Below are 19,708 nucleotides of genomic sequence, written 5' to 3'. Positions count from 1 at the left end.
AAATGCCGAGGTGCGGTGACACCATCCGTTGGGCCTGAAACCAGACCTGGTCACGGTCGATGCGCAGACCGATTCAGGAGGCCGACCGGGACTGCTTCGCCGTGCGTTTGGGCGTCGGCTTGGCTCGCTCACGGCTAGCCTCGACGCTGCGTCGCAGGGCCTCCATAAGGTCGAGCACCTCGCCGCCCTCACTCTCCTGCAATGTTTCACCGAGTGTCGCCTCGGTCGACACGGCATCACCGCTCTTCAACTTGGCCTCGATCAGCGCTCGTAGCTCATCCTGATAATCGTCGTTGAAGGCATCCGGCGCGAAATCAGCCGCGAAGGACTCGACCAGCGCCGCTGACATGTCCAGCTCCTTCGCGCTGATGTTCACCCGCTCATCGAGGGATGCAAATTTGGCTTCTCGCACCTCGTCGTCCCAGAGCAGGGATTGCAGCATCAGCACATCACCGTGTACGCGCAGCGCGCCGAGGCGCGTCTTCTGCCGCAGCGCAAAGTGCACAATAGCCGTGCGATCGGTCGCTTCCAGGGTGCGCCGCAGCAACACGTAAGCCTTCGACGATTTACCGTCGGGTTCAAGAAAGTAGCTTTTGTCGAGCATGATCGGGTCGATCTGGTCGCTCGGTACGAATTCGACCACGTCGATCTCTTTGCTGTGTTCGGAAGGCAGTGAGGCGAAGTCCCCGGAACTGAGCACAACCGTCTGCTCGCCGTCGTCGTAGGCCTTGTCTATGTGGTCGTAGGGAATAACCTTGGCGCAGATCTCGCAGCAACGTTGATACCGGATGCGCCCCCCATCCGCATCGTGAACCTGGTGAAGTGCGACGTCGTGATCTTCGGTGGCGCTGTACACATTGACGGGCACATTGACGAGCCCGAAGGTGATCGCACCGGTCCAAATGCTTCTCATATATCCAGTACACACCCGAATGAGACATTCGTCGTCTAGTAGACCCAGAGATTCCGCGGCACAGTTGTCGCATGAACGCCAGCAGCCAGGTGGTCTCCATCGAGGGACACCGCATTACGCTCACCCATCTCGACAAGGTCTTATACCCGAAGACCGGAACCACAAAGGCCGACGTCCTGGCCTATTACGCGGCGAGCGCCGATGTGCTCATCGGTCATGCCGCGAACCGCCCGGCCACCCGCAAACGCTGGGTGCACGGCGTCGGCACGATCGAGAACCCGGGCGCGATGTTTTTTCAGAAGAATCTGGACCCATCGACGCCGAGCTGGGTGAAACGGTTCGAGATCCAGCACAAAGACCATGTGAACAGCTATCCACTGGTGAACGACCTCGCCACCCTTACCTGGCTCGGGCAGATGAGCACCCTCGAAATCCACGTGCCGCAGTGGCAGTTCGGCCGCACCGGTACCCCGCGCCATCCCGACCGGCTTGTGCTCGACCTCGACCCGGGGCCGGGGGTTGGACTGCTCGAGTGCGCCGAGGTTGCGCGGCTGGCCCGGGCGATTTTGCACGATATGGGGCTGGAACCGATGCCGGTGACCAGCGGGAGCAAGGGCATCCACCTCTATGCGGCGCTCGACCTGTCATACAGCTCTGACCAGGTCTCGGCGGTGGCGCATGAATTGGCGCGCGCCCTTGAGGCCGACCACCGTGACCTCGTGGTCAGCGACATGAAGAAAAGCCTCCGATCCGGCAAGGTATTGGTGGACTGGAGCCAGAACAACGCTGCGAAGACCACCATCACGCCGTACTCGCTGCGAGGGCTCAGCCACCCCATGGTCGCAACCCCGCGTACCTGGAAGGAGCTCGCCTCGTCCGACCTCGAGCAGCTCGACTACAAGCAGGTACTTGCGCGCCTGAAACGACGGGAAGATCCGCTCGCGCACCTCACAGCCGGGTCTTTCGAGCACTCGGTGAGTGACGCCGGCACAGCGAGCAAAGGCTCGGCCCCGGCGCTCGTCACGCCGGACCGGCTGACGGCGTACCGCGGCAAGCGGGACGCCGCGAAGACACCCGAACCGGTTCCGGCCTTGTCAGTTGCGGCATCCGCTGGCTCGTCGTTCGTTATTCAGGAACACCACGCCCGCAGCCTGCACTGGGACTTTCGGCTCGAACACGACGGGGTACTCGTGTCGTGGGCGCTGCCCCGCGGCGTGCCGGTAACCCCCGCACAGAACAGGCTCGCGGTCCACGTCGAGGATCATCCCCTCGAGTACGGCGGCTTCGAGGGAAATATTCCGGTCGGAGAATACGGTGCCGGCGACGTGTCGATCTGGGACCACGGCGAGTACGAACTCGAAAAGTGGCGCGATGACGAGGTCATCGTAACCCTGCACGGCGAACCAGACGCCGGGCTCGGCGGCACCGCCCGGTTTGCCCTCATTCGCACGAGCGAGAGCCAGAGCAGCAAAACAACGAACAACTGGCTGATTCACCGCATGAAACCGAACGTTTCGGCCTCCGGCGGTTCGCGCACGAATGCCCGGCCGCACAGTAGCGCCGCGGCGACCATGACGCCCGCACCACCGAAGAACGCCTACTCTCCCATGCTCGCCGCTGCTGGTTCCGAAGCCGACCTCGGCGACGAGGAGTGGGCCTTCGAAATGAAGTGGGATGGAATGCGGGCCCTCGCCTACGTTTCGCTGAGTGATCAGGCTGTTCGCCTGGTCACCCGCAACGGGCACGATGTGACCGCGTCGTATCCAGATCTCGTGGCCGATCTCCTTGCTGCTGTAGCAGCACGGTCAGAAACGGATTCCGCGGTGCTTGACGGCGAGATCGTGGCCGTCAATAAACGCGGGCGGCCCGATTTCGGCCTCCTGCAGACGCGGATGAAACTTACCGAGGCTCGGGAAATCGCGTCGGCGACCGCGACAGCGCCCGTGCAGTTCCTGCTGTTTGATCTGCTCGAAGAGAATGGGCACCCACTCACCGACCTGACCTACAGAGCGAGACGCGACCGGCTCGAGTCCGCGGTCACGGCAACCGGCTCAACCCAGGTGCCGCCGCGGTTTGAGGGTGACTTTTCCGAGGCGTTCCACACCAGCCGCCGACTGGGACTGGAGGGGGTCATGGCCAAACGGCTCGACGGGCGCTACGCGATGGGTCGCCGGTCCCACGATTGGGTGAAGATCAAACATTATCGCAACCAGGAAGTCGTGGTGGGCGGCTGGCGACCCGGCCGCGGCAACCGGTCCGGCGCGATCGGCTCGCTGCTGCTCGGGGTACCAACCGACACCGGGCTGCGCTACGTGGGCCGGGTCGGCACGGGGTTCGGGGAACGCGACCTGACCAACATCCGTTCCCGACTGACCGGACTCGTTCAGAAGACCACACCGTTCAGTGACATTTTGCCAACGGATGCCCAAGGCGCGGTCTGGGTGCGCCCCACGCTCGTCGCTGAGGTGGAATTCGCCGAGTGGACCGCGACCGGCCGGCTGCGCCAGCCATCCTGGCGGGGGTGGCGTCCCGACAAGACCCCCGGCGACATCACGATCGACTAGTGCGGGCAGGGAGATGCGGGCGGGTACAGTATGGGCATGAAGCTGATCGCCATCGACCCGCCCACCCGCAGTTTTTCGCGTTGGCTGACCGACGAAGAAATCGGGCGGGTACTCGCCCACAAGCGCGGCTGGCGTCAGGCACCCGATGGCACCGTGTTGGCTGGCAAGATTCGCAAGGTGCTGGTCAGCGCCTCGCTTGCGCAACTCGGCGCCGCTTCCGTCGCGCACGGCTGGGCCAGCCGACCACGGGTCGAACCAAGCGACGGCAGCGGTCCCACCCACATGATGTGGGGCATTATCGATGCGCGCACCGACGCCGAGATCACGGCGGAGTTGCGCGGGGAAGTCTAAATTAGCCCGGCCAGTTCGACGCCAGTCGCGTAGCGTAGATGCATGAGCCTCAACCCCAGCTACATCAAGCCCGGCCTGGACTTCAATCGCGACACCAATTACATCGAGGACCGCATCACCCGGGATGGCCGCGACGGCTGGCCGGTTGAACCGGGCCGCTACCGACTCGTTGCGGCCCGCGCCTGCCCGTGGGCGAACCGCACCACGATCGTGCGCCGCCTTCTGGGCCTCGAAGGCGTCATCTCTCTCGGCCTGCCCGGCCCCACCCATGACAAAAACAGCTGGACCTTCGACCTCGACCCGGGTGGGGTCGACCCGGTGCTCGGCATCGAACGTCTGCAGCAGGCGTTCTTCACCCGTTTTGCCGACTACCCGCGCGGCATCACCGTCCCGGCGATCGTCGATGTGCCAAGCGGAAAGGTCGTCACCAATAACTATCCCCAGATCACCCTTGATTTCGAGCTCGAATGGACAGACCACCACCGGGCCGGCGCCCCTGACCTCTACCCGGAAGCGTTACGGACCGAAATCGACGAGGTTGCCAACCTGATCTTTCACGACGTGAACAACGGTGTCTACAAGTGCGGCTTCGCTGGCAGCCAAGAATCATACGAGCGGGCTTACGACGCCCTCTTCGCCCGGCTGGATTGGCTCGAACAACGCCTGGCCGGGCAGCGGTATCTTGTGGGCGACACGATCACCGAGGCGGACATCCGCTTGTTTACCACCCTCGCCCGCTTCGACGCGGTGTATCACGGGCATTTCAAATGCAATCGCAACAAGCTCAGCGAGATGCCCGTGCTGTGGGCCTACGCCCGCGACCTGTTTCAGACGCCCGGTTTTGGGGACACGATCGATTTCGAGCAGATCAAAAGGCACTACTACGTGACCCACGTCGATATCAATCCCAGTGGCATCGTGCCGAAGGGGCCGGATGCTGCTGCCTGGCTGGATCCGCATTCTCGCGCTGATCTCGGCGGCCGCCCGTTCGGCGCCGGCACCCCGCCCGAGGCGCCACTGGCCGCTGAACGAATCGTGCGCTGAACGAATCGTGCGCGGAATGATCGTCGGACCGTAGCGCCCTGCTTAGTTTGGATTGCGTACCCGGCCCTGGTACACGCTGAAGCGTTGCAGTGACAGCGCACGGTCACCGTGAGCCCGGATAAACGCCTCGCCCACCACGATGACGTGGTGGGCGGGGTCGAGTGCGGTGATTCACAGCTGGCAGCGTCAGCGTCAGCTGTCGTTCACCAGGGACTACGGGATGTAGTTGAACTCGTCGGGGTTCGGGCCCGTGCGCTCATCGCGGTTCAGGGCAGTGATCGCGGCGATATCCGCTTCGGTGAGGACGAAGTCGAACAGGGCGAAGTTCTCGTCGACTCGGCTGCGGGTAACCGACTTCGGGAAGACGATGTCGCCTCGCTGCAGGTGCCAGCGCAGGGTGACCTGAGCGGCAGACTTACCGAGACGGTCGGCGATCCCTGTAATCACCGAGTCGGAGAGAACTGCGCCCTGCGCGAGCGGCGACCAGGCCTCGGTTACGATGCCGTGCTCGGTGTTGAACGCCCGCAGCGCATCCTGCGTGAGGTACGGGTGGACCTCGATCTGGTTGACGGCCGGCACGGTATCGGTCTCGTCGAACAGACGCTGCAGGTGCTCTCGCTGAAAGTTACTCACTCCAATGGTGCGTACGCGACCCGAGAGCTGCATTTCCTCCATTGCCTTCCAGGTCTCGACGAAGTCTCCGACAGCTGGGAGAGGCCAGTGGATGAGAAACAGGTCAAGGTAATCGAATCCGAGGGCGTCCATAGTCCGATCGAAGGCGGCCAGGGCGTCGGCACGGTCATGGAACCCGTTGTTGAGCTTGCTCGTAACGTAGATCTCGGACCGGTTCAGCCCCGACTCAGCGACGGCTTCACCAACCTCTTTCTCATTGCCGTACATCTCGGCCGTGTCAATGTGTCGGTAGCCGGCCGAAAGAGCGGCAAGAGTCGCCGCCTTGGTCGTCTCCGGCGTGACTTGGAAGGTGCCGAATCCGAGCTGCGGAATCGTTGTGCCGTTATTGAGGGTGACGGTGGGGACTACGGTCATGGATGTATCTCCTCGTTCGATGTTTGAGTGCGCCGCTATCTGTCTCGCCGACCGCTTTGCCGCTGGTGTTACCCACGGAGAAAGCTTGCTCGGTCACATTAGGGACGTCAGCAGTGTCACGGTGAACGTGCCTAACGGCCTGCACGTTCATCAAAACCAGCCTACCGACGGAGATATTCCGCACGTCTAATGGCCGGTCACACTCCCAGCCCGCACACAGTATTGGTGCACGGGCGCACGATGCCGTCGGGAATCACGCGGGACGCCTCGTCGACGGTCAGCTACAACGCATCGAACTGATGGCGTTCGCCCACCCGGTCCGCGCAGCGCAAATACGCCGGCTGGAACGGGCATTCGCCCGGCAGCGTTCTTCGCAGGTTGCCGTCCTAGCATCGGATCATGATTGAGCGAGTGCAACGCGACCCCATCCGCCCCGGCCAGGAATCCGTCTGGGACTACCCACGCCCACCCCGCGTCGAACATACCGGGGAACACATCACCATCGAACTCGACGGTGTGACCATCGCCGACACGAGAGATGTCGTGCGGGTGCTCGAGACCAGCCATCCACCGGTGTATTACCTGCCGCGAGGTGCCTTCACTCCGGGCGTGCTTCAACCGGATGCTGGTCATTCTTATTGCGAGTTCAAGGGCGCTGCCGGATACCTTTCGGTCGGCTCCCGCGCCCGGTCCGCCTGGTTTTATCCCGTACCAAATGCGGGTTTCGAGTCTCTCACCGACCGCGTCGCTGTCTACCCGGGGGCGATGGACCGGTGCACGGTCGACGGTGAAACGGTGCGCGCACAAGACGGCGACTTTTACGGTGGCTGGATAACCGAAAAAATCGTCGGGCCGTTCAAGGGCGCGGCGGGCACCCTGGGCTGGTAGCCCACGGTTCGACACAATTTCATTGCACGGAATTTCTCAGCGTGGGGTAGCCTCGGACCAGCCAGGCATCCGACGTACTCGAAACTGAAGGAGTTGCTGTGACCCACAACGCCGTAGACGAAGAGATTCTCAAGCAGTGGATCCGTCGCCTCAGTCAAGCACTGCAGATTGTGGACCTCGAGGTGGACAACGACCTCGTGCTCACCGTCGCCGATGAAGCCGCCCACGCGGTGAATCCGATGGCCGCCCCGATCACGACGTTCATGGTCGGCTATGCCGCCGGTCTCGCCGCAGCCAACTCGGCGATGCCCTCAGGCACAGCCGTGGCCCGGGCTGTGGATGTGGTCACCGCCGTCTGCCAGCAGCCCGAGAAGGAACACCCCGACGCCACCGGCTGGGTGAACACTGCGCAGTAGCGTCACGATTCACGCAGCACGCTCCAGTCGAATGATGACAGCCTTCGACACCGGTGTGTTACTACCGTCGGCGACGCTATCGAGCGGCACGAGCACGTTCGCCTCCGGATAGTAGGCGGCGGCGCAACCGCGTGGTGTCGGGTATGCAACCAGCCGATAGCCGCGTAACACCCGGTCGACGTTGTCACTGAACTCGCTGTGCACGTCGACCAGATCGCCATCGACGAAACCTAGGGTGAGCAGATCTTTCTTGTTGATGAAGACAACTTGGCGACCCTTCTTGATGCCGCGATAGCGGTCATCGAGGCCGTAGATGGTGGTGTTGAACTGGTCGTGACTGCGCAGCGTCTGCAGCACCAGACGCCCGGGCGGTACTTCAAGATACTCCAGGGTGTTCGTGGTCAGCATGGCCTTGCCGATCGGGGTGTTGAAGGTGCGTGAGTCCCGCGGCCCGTTCGGCAACATGAATCCGCCCTCCTGCCGGATGCGTTCGTTATAGTTCTCAAATCCCTCGACCACGTGGGCGATGTGGTCACGGATACGGTCGTAGTCGGCCTCGAATCCGGCCCAGTCGACCGCGACGGAGTCGGCGAGCACAGCGCTGGCCAGTCGAGAAATAATCGCGACCTCCGAGAGCAGGTTTGGTGCGACCGGCTTGAGCTTTCCCCACGACGGATGCACCGCGCAGACCGTGTCCTCTACGGAGACAAACTGCACCCCGCCGGCCTGCTCGTCAATTTCGGTGCGCCCCAGGGTCGGTAGTATCAGCGCCTCCTCGCCGGTTACAGCGTGCGAGCGATTCAGTTTCGTGGAGATCTGCACGCTCATTTCGGTGCGTTGCATGGCGGCCTCGGCAATGCCGGTGTCGGACATGGCGGCAACGAAGTTGCCGCCAAGCCCCACCCACACCTTCAACTTTCCGTCGCGCATCGCACGCACTCCGTAGACGGCATCAACGCCGTGCTCGCGCGGCGGGTTGAAACCGAACTCTGCTTGCAGGGCGTTGAGGAAAGCCGGCGGCATCTGCTCCCAGATGCCCATGGTGCGGTCACCCTGCACGTTGCTGTGGCCGCGAATCGGTGAGGCACCGGCACCGGGCTTGCCGATGTTGCCGCGCAGCAGCAACAGGTTGATGATTTCCTTGACGGTATCTATGCCTTTTTTCTGTTGCGTCACCCCCATCGCCCAGGTGATGATCACCCGATCAGCGGCCAGGTAGCGTTTGGCCAATTCGTCGATTTGTGCCGCGCGCAAGCCGGTCGCGGCCAACACCATTTGCTCGTCAAGTTGGGAGAGATGCTGCCGCAGCTCGGCCAGCCCGTGGCAGTGTTTGTCAAGGAAAGCCTGATCGAGGACGGTTCCTGGGGCAGCGTCTTCGGCGTCGAGCACCCGCTTCGAGACGGCCTGCAGCAACGCCATATCGCCACCGAGGCGAATTTGCAGAAACTGGTCTGCTATCTCGGTGCCATGGCCAATCACTCCCCGCACCCGCTGCGGGTTCTTGTAGCGGCGCAGACCGGCCTCGGGCAGCGGGTTGATCGCAACGATCTGCGCGCCGGCATCTTTAGCTTCTTCGAGCGCGGTGAGCATGCGCGGATGGTTGGTGCCGGGGTTTTGGCCAATGATGATGATGAGGTCGGATTTCGCAAAGTCGTCGTAGCTGACCGTGCTCTTGCCAATGCCGACGGTCATGCCCATAGCCCAGCCGGTGGATTCATGGCACATATTGGAGCAGTCCGGCAGGTTGTTGGTGCCGTAAGCGCGCGCGAACAGCTGATAAGCGAATGCGGCCTCATTGGAGGCGCGGCCACTCGTGTAGAAGGCGGCTTGGTCGGGCGAGTCAAGACCGTTGAGTTTGGCGGCGATCATGCGAAACGCCTCGGGCCAGCTGACCGGGCGGTAGTGATCACTGCCGGCTGGCTTGTAGACGGGTTCGACCAGCCGACCCTGCATGCCGAGCCAGTATTCACTCTTCTCGTACAGGTCGTGCAAGGAATGCTCGGCCCAGAAAGTTGTCGGCACGGTGATCGGGGTGGCCTCCCAGGTGACAGCTTTGGCGCCGTTCTCGCAGAACTCGAAGGCCTTGCGGTGCCCGGGGTCAGGCCAGGCGCAGCTCATGCAGTCGAATCCGTCTTTCTGGTTCATCGCCAGCAGGGCGCGCATCCCCCGCGCAGCGCCCATCTGCGTGATCGCCGGCTGCATGGAGTGCAACACGCCCGGTACGCCGGCGGCCCAGGATTTGGCGTGGGTGACCTCGATGTCGATGTCGGTGACGTCGTTGATCGGGGGTTCACTGCTCATGCTGCACCGCTCTCGTTGCGTTATCGCTTCGCCGCCCATACGGTCGACGCTGGCACGATACACCCACGGGGTTGGAAGCATCCGGTAGTGCCGTGATTATGTCATTTATACCCCCTGCTCGGCCGGTAGCCGCGGCGCCCAGGCTGGCCCGGGCGCCGCGGCCGTAACCTCAACATGTTCCGGGCCTGGGGTTCACAGACACGCCCAGCGACTCGGTCGCCTCACCCCCGATCCGATGCGCGCACCATGATTGGGGGCGTCCTGGTCAAACGCTCGACTGAACACTTACACTCAAGTCACATGACTTTTCTGGAACCTGGCGGGGCCGCATCGCGCTCGCGCCGTTCGCTGCCACGGCTGCTCGGCCGGCTGGCCCTCGGCGCCGTGCTGCTTTTGGCTGGAATCAGCCACCTCACGTTCAACCGGGAGGCATTCCAGGCGCAGGTTCCGGCGTGGGTTCCGTTGGACGCCGACCTGGTCGTCGTACTCTCCGGAATAGCCGAAATAGTACTGGGAACCGCGTTGCTTACGCTGCACCGGTGGCGGGTGCCCGTCGGCTGGGTCGTCGCAGCGTTCTTCGTGGCAATCTTTCCCGGCAACATCTCACAGTTCGTCACGGCAACCGACTCCTTCGGACTGAATTCAGATGTGTCACGGGGCATCCGCCTCGCCTTTCAACCACTGCTCGTGCTGTGGGCGCTCTGGGCTACCGATGCATGGCGAGCGTGGCGCGCCCGGCGCAGCCGGGTTGCGGCCCGGCCTCCGTCAGACCGATAGCGGGAGTATGCACGCCATCGATAGTGTGGGTCAAATGGACCCGCTAACCTTTCGTCGCGCGACGACCGATGATGTTTCGGCCTTACTGGTCTTGGTGACAAGCGCCTATCGGGGCGATGCGAGCCGGCAGGGCTGGACCTGTGAGGCCGACCTCATCGACGGGCAGCGCCTCGACGCCGATGTACTTCGTGGAGACCTCAGCCGCGCTGACAGCCTCGTTCTTCTCGGTGAACGCTGGGGCGATCTGGTCGGGTGCGCGCATATCGCGAAGGATGTGGGCGATACGGCCTATTTCGGTATGTTCGCCGTGCGCCCGACCGGCCAGAGCCAGGGCGACGGCAAACGTATCCTGGCCGAAGCTGAACGCCTGGCTGTCTCGGAATGGGATTCAACCGTGATGACGATGACGGTCATCGATGTGCGAGACTCCCTCATCGCGTTCTACGAGCGTCGAGGCTACCGACGAACAGGCGTGCAGAAGCCCTTTGACTTCGACACACGCTTTGGAATACCCCGGCGCGACGACCTACGTCTCGAGGTGCTCGAAAAAGTTCTGCAGCACGGCTAAACATCCCGCCTTTTCGGGGCGCGAACGTCAGCCGGTGATCGCGCCCCGCTCGGGTTGTGACTAATGGCAGGCTGCTTTTCGCATCAGGGCGCGGTACTGGTGGGGCGTGAGCGCAACCACATGCCCGACGGGGGATAAAATGGCAGCAAGAAATGTAGGAGGAGTCCAGACAGCGCCGTGACGGTTACCGCTCCGATGGCGCCGAAATTTGTGAACTGTGCCTCGACGTTTACCCCGGCCAATGTCGTCACGGTCCATCCGAGTGCCCACAGTGTGGCCATACCAAGGGCCCAGAGCCAGCGTCGGCGCGTCCGCGGCGGTAACCCCATGGCTTGCGCGGCACCGAGCACGATCCCGGTGATCGCTCCCATCAGGGCCAACTCCGGCAGCGTCGTGCGATAGTCGACCACCGTCGAGCCCAGAAGCAGACCCAAACCCAAACCAATCCCGGTCAGCGGAACCCAGTTCAGCGGATTGAGACGACGTCGACTGACCAGCACCTGGCCGAAGCCGATGACGACCCCACAGACCGCGCCACCGATAAGGGCCGATACCGGGTTACTGACGCGCCCCCCGACTGCCGTGCCGGCGAAACCCGCGATCGGGAACGCGAGAAATCCCACACTCCACAGCAACCAGGTCGAGAAGAATGTGGGGTTTCGGAAGCTGGGATTGCGATGGAGTCGCCGCATTCTGGTCACGTTTCTACTCCAGTCCAAGGTACTGGTCGGTGAGTGCAGCCCAAGTCATTGAGAAGAATCTCGGACCGGCATGCAGACATGCTACGCCCAAGCCGGTGCGGCTCGACAGCGTGCGGGGATAGCCGAACAACGAGGCACCTGATCGTCGAACGCCGCTTGGGCAACGGTACGTGCGTTTTCGCACGCAGCGTCGCCCGGACTATGCAGCCGACGCTTAGGCCACAAGTATTTCCGGGGACGCCAAGGGAGTGATGTAGGAGTAACCGGTGGCCGTGTTCTTGGTGATCGACAGCACGAGTTGCATGGATGGTTCGAGGGCGGTGACCTTGTCGAGCGGAGCTCCGACGATGAGTTGAAAGCCGAGGCCCTTCCACGCGGCGACGGCTCGACCGGCGAATTCCGCGTCGGATTTGACGAAGCCCTCGTCGAGAAACACCGGCGCAAAGCGCGGCCGGGTGCGACTTTCATCGCCGAGCTGAAAACGCAGGGCTGCGCCGACCACGAAGGCCACGAGCTCCTGCGACTCGCCACCGCTCTTTCCGCCGAGGGACGAGTAGGTGCTGACGCGGGTACCGTCCTGCGTCACGCGAACAGCTGTGATCTCGACGTGCCGGCGCACATCGAGCAGCACATCGCGCTGGGAGGTGGTGGTGCCGTCAGAACGCCGAATCACAGCCATGAACTGCTGCAGCCGGGTGAACCGATCCTCGGTTTGATCGTCGGTGAGTTGTTCCGTCGCACCGGAGGAGAGCGCTTTGAGCTCCTTGCGGAACGCGGTCGCGTCATCTCGGTGCAGTCGGCGCAGCGAAATCTGTAAGCGGTCGCGGGTTGCGCCGAAAGGCAGGGTCGCGAGGATCTCATTGATTGGCCGCAACCGGTCTTCGATCTCTTCGATGGCCGTGTTGAACGCACCGGTGAGCGGCACTAGGTCCTGCCCGCTCCACGCGGAGAGCCGGCGTTTCCATTCTTGGCGACGCTCGGAAAGACCGAGGGTGCGGATGGCGTCGAGAATATCGGTGTAACTCGTGACCGATTCGAGCGCGACACCGATATTCGGGTCGGGCCAGCGTGCCTGGTACGTCTCGAAGATCCCGATCATGGTGGCGCGATCGCGCGCGGCACCGTCACGATCCTGCGCTGATTGGTTGATCAGCCGCTCACGCAGGCGTTTCAGGCCGCCGGGAAAAGTGGCGAGGTTGTTCTGGTCGGTGACGCGCGCGAACTGCTCATCGAGGTGCAGAGAATGTTCCGGCGACAGGGTCAGCGCGTCGCTGTGTTCAATCTGTTCGAGTCGATCATTCACCGCGTCCTGTGCGTCGACGATGCTGCCCTGCTCGTCATTGAGCACGGCCTCGGCCTGCTCGGTGCTGTGCTTGAGTTTCTGGGCAGCATCGAGCTCGAGGGCGAGCCGGGCCCCTTCGTTACTCAGAGCGCGCAGAATATCGCTGCTGGCCAGCATCCGCTCTTGTTCCGATTTCTTGCCCTGGATGCGTTCGGCTGCTGCCGCTACGTCAATGGTCAGCCAGTCGGTGTCGAGAATGTACTGGTGGGCGGCCTGTCGGTCGCGCAGTGCACCGAGTTGCTCGGTGACAGCGGATGCCCGCCCCGCGATCGCGTCAGCCGCCAGCCCCTGCGCGGCCAGCTCTACGGCAATGTCATCGAGCCGGGCCCGGCTGGAAAAACCGATGATCGACTTCTGGCCGGTGTTCCAGCCATGGGCGCCGCGGGAACCGTTGCGCGTCTGCCCGCTCACCGTCACCCGTGCACCCTCACCAAGCAGCTCGGACGGGTTGGCCACGCAGAGCGCGTCGAGGCTCGACGACTGAAGGCGCGCCTGCACCCAGCTACTGAACGGCGAGTCCTTCAGGTCAAGCTTGCCAGACACATAGCGGGCGTCGCCGGTAACGGCCTGATGCTGCTTCAGTGCCACACCCTCGAAGTGGATGCGCAGAGGCAGCTGCAGTGGGTCGATCACCGCGCTCAGGTGCGCGAGGCGAGTCTCGTCGACGAGCAGAACCCGAACGACCGACGACAGGGTCACCTCGGCGGCCTGCCGCCACCGTTCCTCACCGGCGGTGATGTCGATGAGTTCGGCCACGAACGGCAGTTCCTGGGCCGGAATTCCCGCCGCTTCGGCGATCAGCAGCCGGGCCTGGTGCAGGGGCTGTGGCACCAGGCTTTCGCGCCCGGTCAGAAATACGCGCTCTTTTTTGAGGGAGCGGATGCCCTCCTCCACGGGGTACGCCTCACGCTGCAGCGCCGAGCGGGTCGCCTCCAGGGCAGACTCGGCGGCGGCGAACCCGGCGGTGAAGCGGTTGGCCTCTTGCTGGGCGGCGGCGAAGCTGGCAGCGGAATCGATCGATGCAGCCAGAATGTGCACCCTTTGACTGAAACTCTCGTGCTCCCGAGCCACAGTGTCGCGTTGGTCGCTGAGGTGCACGAGCTCGGTCTGCAGCCGTTCGAGCACATCGCCGCCGTTGTCGCGCTCCTGCTGTTGCAACTCGACAACCCGGATTTTCAGCGCGGTCTCGGCGTCGCGCGCCTCTACGAGGGCGGTCTGGTTGTCGCGGCGGGCTGCCCGGTTGATGTCGGCGGCATTCTCGAGCAGGGTGTGCTCGGTGAGCAGCTGCCACAGCACAAACGGGGTGTCCCCGGCCCGGTGCACCCCGAAGGTGTCGACCAGTTCGGCCTTGGCGGTTGCGACCTGATAAGCCTGCTGCAGTTCGGGCAGGCGTTCGAGCACCTGTGCCTTCTGCGCTTCGGTGACCATGGCACCGTAGGAACGTTCCAGGTCTTCGAAGTGGTCGACCGCCTTGTCGGCGGCAGCGAAGGTCGCAGGCTCTTCGAGCACCATCGACTTGTAGAGTCCGTCGACCGTTTTCACCTGCTGGCCGGCCTGGATGCGGGCGAGCAGGCGCAGGGCCTTGCCGCCCTCGCCGTTGGCGCCGATACCGAGCCGGGTGTACAGGGTTTGGGCGAACGCCGCGTAGGTATCGAACACGTCGAGGCCCTCAAAGCGGGCCTTGAGGGCGCGCTTGTCGAACCGGTTCTCGGCGCAGGAGGCGAGGTCGCGTAGGTCAAGGCATCCGTCGGTCGTGGCCATTTTCATGGCGACGTCGGCGAATTTATGGGCGCCACGCGGTACGAAGTAGGCCCGCAGCACGGTGAACCGGCGCTCGTTGTCGTCGATGAAGGTCAGGGCGATGGCGCCCCAGGTAGCCTCGTGCGCGCCGCGCAGCACCTGGTCGGTCAGCTCGCCGGTTGCCGCTTCCCGGTTGGCGTCGGTCTTGCCGCGCAGGTAGGTCATCAGGTTGCGCTGGTCGTGGCTGCGGGCACGGCCCGAGCCGGCATCGTTCGAGGCACCGTTGAACGGGGTGTCCGAGGGCATCATCAGCGCCAGGTAGGCGTCGAGCAGACTGCTCTTGCCGGTACCTGAGGCACCGGAGACGAGCGTGGCCGCGGCACTGAAGTCGATCGTGTGGTGACCGTGAAATCCGCCCCAATTGACCAGTTGCATGGATTCGGCCCGCCACTGGGTAGTGCCCTCGGTGGCGCCATCGATGTAGAACAGCGGGGAATCGGTCATGCGAGAGGCTCCAGAGGCGAGGCGGCGAGCGGTTCGGTGTCGTCAGCACGGTTTTCCTGACGCAGCCAGTCGAGCAGTTCGCCGAGGCGTTCCACCGACAACAGCACTTCGATCACGGCCGAGATGCGAAACCGGTCTGGGTCGCTGGTCTTTAGCAGCACCCTCGCCTTGGCGAGGCTGTCGACCGCGGCAGCGGCCTTTCGGGCGTCACCGGAAAGGTCGGTGGCGTGTTCCGGGCGAAAGTGCGCAACGTTCTCGACCAGGTTGTCCCGGTCGACGAGTACGATCTCCTGGCCGTTGGCCCGTTCACTGCGAAAGCGTTGGCGCAGCAGCACGAGCAGAATTGTCTCCTCGCGGGTGTAGGCCACGTCGTGCAGCAGCGTGGGAAACCGCTCGCCGCCTTCCGCGAGGGCCTGCCGCTTGAAGGCGACCTCGTAGTGGTGGTCGACATGCAGGTCGAGGAAGACGTCGTTGAGGCGGGACTTGAGCAGGCTCTGCGACTTCAGCAGGGTCTGCCATTCGGCTGGCTGCAGGGCTGCCGAGATATAGCGGTGTTTCAGCAGCAGCACGAGGGTACGACGCTGCTCTACGCTCAGCCCGCCCTCGTCGCCCTCGAACAGGGACAGGGTCTGGGGGTCGCTGTCGATGGCGGTGCCCTCAGCCGAAAAGTCGTCATTCATGCTGGGAACCCAAATTCTGGGCGGCCAGGGCCGCCGTGTCGTCGTCGGTCAAAATGCGTCGCGGCACGTCGAAGACCCGCACCGAGCCATCCGGTCGTATCGCTTCGAAACTCTCCAGGCTTACCGGGCCGGCCGACGTGCTCAGCTGCGCGGCCAGTTGTAGCAGGCCGAGAATTTCAACCGGGCGGCGCAGGCTCGCGCCGAAGCTGTTGAATGCGCTGCCAACGGATGCCGCCTCCCCCGCCGCAACAGCAGCCACGAGGGCGTCGCGCAGATCTTCGAGCAGTGGCCCGCCCTGCAGGCGCAGGTCACCCAGGCTCGGTGCTGCAGGCGCAGCGTCAGACACATCGGCCAGCGCGGGCGGCCCAAGGTGGGCAACCGGATCGTAGAACCGTTCGCGCAGGTGTTCCACCTCGAGAGTGCCGGGCATGAGTTCGGTGGTGACAGTGGAGCGCGGGCCGGCGGTCTGCATCCAGACGGCGAGTTCGCGGTTGACGCCCCGCAGCACGAGCTCAAGCTCGCGGTCTTTCACCACGTCGTGGTTGACGATGTGCTCGCGCAGGGTGGTCGAGAGCCCTGTGCGCTGGGTCAGAACGTCATCGATGCCCTTGCGCAGCAGCGTCACCGTGCTCATGAAGCTGCGACGTTCGTTCAGGCTCAGTTCGAGGGCGAACGGGTGCAGCAGGATCGACTCCAGATCTGCCTTGAGCCCCTGCATGAGCGTGTCGTTGCGCAGCAGGGTGAACGCCCCCTCGAAGGCGCGCCCCTCAGCCGTCGACGACATGAGGGCATCCGTTTTGGCCAAATAGTCGTCGAGAACCTCGCTGATGGGTCGTTCCTCGCCGCGAAAGTCGTTGACGATCTGCCGGTGCATGGCCGCGACCGATTCCTCGACCCGTTTGAAGTCGCTCGGGAGTTGCTGGATGAGGTCGATGAGGTTTGCGTAGCCCTCATGCATCTGCTCGTTCGAGGCCGCTTCGACAGCGCCGCCGCGAGCGAGACGATCACGCTCGCTGGTCAGTTCATCGATCTGCTGCTCGAGGCGGCGAACCCGCTCTTCGCGATCGGGGTTGGCCTCCGTGGCCCGGTGGCGCACGGTGTCGACGATCGTCGAGAGTCTGGACTCGCTGATCAACGCCCGATCGCGGGCGAGGCCGTCCACGAGAAGCAGGGCTTCAAGGGCGTGGCTGGTGAGTGAGTAGTGCTCCACATTCTCGTCATCGCTGCCACCACCATTTCCGCCGCCATTTCCGTCGCCCAGATCGCGCACTTCGCGGTACAGCCAGAGGTCATTCATCCACTGCACGCACAGGGCACGGCCGGTCTTCTCGGGGGCGTCGACACCGGTGCTGCGGAGGTCGGCGAGGTAGGCATCCACTTGGGTATGCAGCAGCTCGCACGCCACGCTGCGGCGGTCCCGGCTGAACGAGCTCTTGAACACCGCGAGCACGAACGGCGCCCATTTGCGGTCGAGCAGGCGCAGAGTGGGTTTGTCGAAGGCTTCGCGTACCCGCGCCAATTCGCTCGCAATATCACTCAACAGCTGGTTCCTCTCCAGCTCTCCACTTTAACCGACTGGGTGGGTTGCCCCTGACCCGCTCAGCCGAGCAGGCGCGGCCTCTTCCAGTCGGCGCCGTGCACGTGCTGGTCGAGAAAGGCGAACACGGTCTGATACCAGAGAACAGCGTGTTGCGGTTTCAACACCCAGTGGTTCTCATCGGGAAAGAAGAGGAACTTGTGCTGGGTACTGCCGTCGGCAGTGGCGTGGTGTTCGGCGAGCTCCGACCACAGTCGCAGGCTTTCGCCGATCGGCACCCGGTAGTCGTGGTCGCCGTGAATCACGAGCATGGGCGTGACAATGTCGTGCACGGCCTGGTGCGGCGAATTGTCGACCATGCCCTGCGGGGAAAAGATGCTCTGCCAGTACTCGGAGTTGTCGGTCGTGCCAGCGAACTGGTCGAGCGACCAGAGACTCGCGTGGCTGACGATGGCGCGAAACCGGTCGGTGTGCCCGGCGACCCAGTTGGCCATGTAGCCGCCGAACGATCCGCCCATCGCCGCGGTCAATGTCGCGTCAATATCGGGGCGGGCCTCGGCGGCGTCGGTGATCGCGAGCAGGTCGGTGTACGGCTTGGCGCCCCAGGCGTTCCAGCCGCGTGCGATGAACTCGAGGCCGTAGCCCGTGGACAGCGCCGGATCGGGCAGGAGTACCGCGTAGCCGCGGGCCACGGCGAGCAGCGGGCTCCAGCGCCAGCTCCAGGCGTTCCAGCTGTTCAGCGGGCCGCCGTGGATCCAGAGCAACAGCGGGGCCGGATGCTGCCCCGAGGCTTGCGCAGGCAGCAGCAGCCAGGCGCGCACCCGCGTTCCGTCCTCGGCGAGAGTCTCGACCTCGGTGATCGTGCCGGGAACGTCGGGCAGCGCGGCCGGTGTGGCCAGCGTGGTGACGGTGCCGGAACGGCTGATGCGCACCGGATGCGCCGGTGCGATCCAGGAGGAGCGCAACGCCACGAGGTCACCGGTCTGGGCATCGACGCACACATTGGTGTAGGTGAAGTCATCGGTGGTGAGCTGTTCGGGGGCCCCGCCGTCGAGCGGTACCCGGAAGATGGGTCCGCGGCCGTTGTGGTCGGCGGTGACGATGAGGACCGGGTTGGATTCGCCCGGAGCGCCGCCGTGCGGCGCGTCGAAGACCAGGCTGGTCGGCCAGCGATCCCACTCGGGGGCGAGGCGGCGGGGGTGGCCGCCGTCGAGGTCGGCGACCCAGATTTCCTGGTCAGCCGGACCCTGCGGGGTGCTGACGGCGGACCGCACGAAGGCGATCAGTCGTCCGTCGAGACTGACGGCCGGTGACTCGAAGTCAACCTTCGGTTCGTTGAACAGCGTGGTCTGGGTGCCGGTCGAAACGTCGATCGAGACCAGAACGTACCGGCCGGAGCGCTGCTCGGCCACCCGCCGGGCCACGATGAGCGTTGATCCGTCGGGGGTCAGGGCCTGGCCGGCGGTGTCCATGGTGCGGCCGGGGGCAGGGGTGAGGTCTCGGGGACGTGGCAGATCGGGCGGGTAGGGAGCGGGGGCATCCGTTTCGCTGTCGCTGTTTCTGGCACGGTCGCTGTCGCTGTCGCTGTCGCTGTCGCTGTCGCTGTCGGGAAGCGTGACGGTGTCATGCAGGTCGGCGAGGTCGAGGGCGAGCAGGTGCGGCTCGGCGGGGCCGAGGTCGTGGTCCCAGTAACGCACCGGGTAGCTCTCGTGCAGAATGGCCGCGACCTTCTTGTCGGCGCGCTCCTTGCGTGTAACGCCATCCGATTCGAGGTCGGTGGCGCTCGGCAGCAGGTCGGCGGCGATCACGAATGAGTGGGCGGTCGCGGCGACCGCGGCGATGCCGGATACTCCCCCGGCAAGGCGGGTGATAGCGCGGGCCTCCCCGCCAGCAGCGGGCAGCAACCAGAGCTGCGCGGCCTCGGTGTCTTTTTCTGCAGCAGCATCGGGCCGGCTGGAGACAAACAAAACGTCGCCCGCGGCGGTGAAAGCCGCCCCGGATTCCCCCTTGGCCGACCGGGTCAGGCGGATCGGAACACCGGTGCCGTCTGAGCAAACCGACCAGAGTGCCCGCTCGTAGGTCGCGCGATCGCGGGTGAGTGTGGCGACGGTCAGCACGACGCGCACCCCGTCGGGCGAGAGGGTGAGACCTTCCACGCGGGGCAACGCGATGTAGTCGTCAAGGCTGGAAAATGGCGTGCTCTGGGACTCCGATGTCATGGTTGCAGGCTAGCCGATGCGGATGCTCAGTCTTGTGCTCACCATGTGTGGCACGGTTCGGCTAGTTGCGCCAGGGTGGTTCGGGGCTGGGGGTGTTGGCGCGGTGGGTGTGGGCG

General features: G+C 64.2%; 15 protein-coding genes. 7 read left to right on the top strand and 8 right to left on the bottom strand.

Annotation, left to right across the window (positions count from 1 at the left end; all coding sequences use genetic code 11):
* Positions 1 to 73: 73 nt before the first annotated feature.
* Positions 74 to 913 carry a Ku protein gene (locus E3T38_RS00075; RefSeq protein WP_134545444.1) on the bottom strand — a complete coding sequence of 280 codons (840 nt, stop codon included), beginning with the start codon at positions 911 to 913 and terminating at the stop codon, positions 74 to 76.
* Between the two features lie 71 nt (positions 914 to 984).
* On the opposite strand from E3T38_RS00075, the gene E3T38_RS00070 reads away from it, so the two are divergent.
* The 3 genes from E3T38_RS00070 to E3T38_RS00060 are packed head-to-tail and all read left to right on the top strand — an operon-like array spanning position 985 to position 4,872.
* Entirely contained in the window at positions 985 to 3,477 is a 2,493-nt protein-coding gene (locus E3T38_RS00070) for an ATP-dependent DNA ligase (RefSeq protein WP_134545443.1), read from the top strand.
* A gap of 36 nt (positions 3,478 to 3,513) precedes the next feature.
* Entirely contained in the window at positions 3,514 to 3,828 is a 315-nt protein-coding gene (locus E3T38_RS00065; RefSeq protein ID WP_134545442.1) for a hypothetical protein, read from the top strand.
* A gap of 42 nt (positions 3,829 to 3,870) precedes the next feature.
* Positions 3,871 to 4,872 carry a glutathione S-transferase family protein gene (locus E3T38_RS00060; protein ID WP_134545441.1) on the top strand — a complete coding sequence of 334 codons (1,002 nt, stop codon included), beginning with the start codon at positions 3,871 to 3,873 and terminating at the stop codon, positions 4,870 to 4,872.
* A gap of 213 nt (positions 4,873 to 5,085) precedes the next feature.
* Here the strand turns inward: E3T38_RS00060 and E3T38_RS00055 are convergent, their stop codons facing one another.
* Complete coding sequence (locus E3T38_RS00055; RefSeq protein WP_134545440.1) at positions 5,086 to 5,919, bottom strand: aldo/keto reductase; 834 nt, start codon at positions 5,917 to 5,919, stop codon at positions 5,086 to 5,088.
* A gap of 399 nt (positions 5,920 to 6,318) precedes the next feature.
* On the opposite strand from E3T38_RS00055, the gene E3T38_RS00050 reads away from it, so the two are divergent.
* Positions 6,319 to 6,807, top strand: coding sequence for a DUF427 domain-containing protein (locus tag E3T38_RS00050; RefSeq protein ID WP_134545439.1), 489 nt, complete (start codon positions 6,319 to 6,321; stop codon positions 6,805 to 6,807).
* Positions 6,808 to 6,905: 98 nt separating this feature from the next.
* The gene (locus E3T38_RS00045) at positions 6,906 to 7,223 is read left to right on the top strand and encodes a DUF6457 domain-containing protein (RefSeq protein ID WP_134545438.1); all 318 of its coding nucleotides are present in this window, start codon (positions 6,906 to 6,908) and stop codon (positions 7,221 to 7,223) included.
* Between the two features lie 9 nt (positions 7,224 to 7,232).
* On the opposite strand, the gene E3T38_RS00040 is transcribed toward E3T38_RS00045, so the two are convergent.
* Complete coding sequence (locus E3T38_RS00040; RefSeq protein WP_134545437.1) at positions 7,233 to 9,524, bottom strand: FdhF/YdeP family oxidoreductase; 2,292 nt, start codon at positions 9,522 to 9,524, stop codon at positions 7,233 to 7,235.
* Between the two features lie 300 nt (positions 9,525 to 9,824).
* Here E3T38_RS00040 and E3T38_RS00035 point away from each other — a divergent pair, with 300 nt between their 5' ends.
* Positions 9,825 to 10,301 carry a DoxX family membrane protein gene (locus E3T38_RS00035; protein ID WP_134545436.1) on the top strand — a complete coding sequence of 159 codons (477 nt, stop codon included), beginning with the start codon at positions 9,825 to 9,827 and terminating at the stop codon, positions 10,299 to 10,301.
* Positions 10,302 to 10,335: 34 nt separating this feature from the next.
* Positions 10,336 to 10,869 (top strand): GNAT family N-acetyltransferase, encoded by a 534-nt coding sequence (locus E3T38_RS00030; protein WP_134545435.1) that lies wholly within the window; start codon positions 10,336 to 10,338, stop codon positions 10,867 to 10,869.
* Positions 10,870 to 10,952: 83 nt separating this feature from the next.
* Here E3T38_RS00030 and E3T38_RS00025 read toward each other — a convergent pair whose 3' ends face one another.
* The 5 genes from E3T38_RS00025 to E3T38_RS00005 form a co-directional block, all read right to left on the bottom strand.
* Positions 10,953 to 11,570 (bottom strand): hypothetical protein, encoded by a 618-nt coding sequence (locus tag E3T38_RS00025; protein ID WP_134545434.1) that lies wholly within the window; start codon positions 11,568 to 11,570, stop codon positions 10,953 to 10,955.
* 214 nt (positions 11,571 to 11,784) lie between these two features.
* On the bottom strand, positions 11,785 to 15,156 hold the full coding sequence (locus E3T38_RS00020) for an ATP-binding protein (protein WP_134545433.1): 3,372 nt from the start codon (positions 15,154 to 15,156) through the stop codon (positions 11,785 to 11,787).
* Positions 15,153 to 15,836 (bottom strand): DUF4194 domain-containing protein, encoded by a 684-nt coding sequence (locus tag E3T38_RS00015; RefSeq protein ID WP_134545432.1) that lies wholly within the window; start codon positions 15,834 to 15,836, stop codon positions 15,153 to 15,155. Before E3T38_RS00015 ends, E3T38_RS00020 begins: the two co-directional genes overlap by 4 nt.
* Positions 15,829 to 17,376: a DUF3375 family protein gene (locus E3T38_RS00010; RefSeq protein WP_166805352.1), complete on the bottom strand. Its 1,548-nt coding sequence runs from the start codon at positions 17,374 to 17,376 to the stop codon at positions 15,829 to 15,831. Before E3T38_RS00010 ends, E3T38_RS00015 begins: the two co-directional genes overlap by 8 nt.
* Positions 17,377 to 17,435: 59 nt before the next feature.
* Positions 17,436 to 19,592 carry a prolyl oligopeptidase family serine peptidase gene (locus tag E3T38_RS00005; RefSeq protein ID WP_134545430.1) on the bottom strand — a complete coding sequence of 719 codons (2,157 nt, stop codon included), beginning with the start codon at positions 19,590 to 19,592 and terminating at the stop codon, positions 17,436 to 17,438.
* Positions 19,593 to 19,708 lie beyond the last annotated feature (116 nt).

Source organism: Cryobacterium sp. Hb1, assembly GCF_004403585.1.
In the GTDB taxonomy this organism is placed as follows: Bacteria; Actinomycetota; Actinomycetes; order Actinomycetales; family Microbacteriaceae; genus Cryobacterium; species Cryobacterium lyxosi.
Note: the sequence above shows the minus strand (reverse complement) of the source record. Positions and strands in the feature narration are given on the sequence as shown.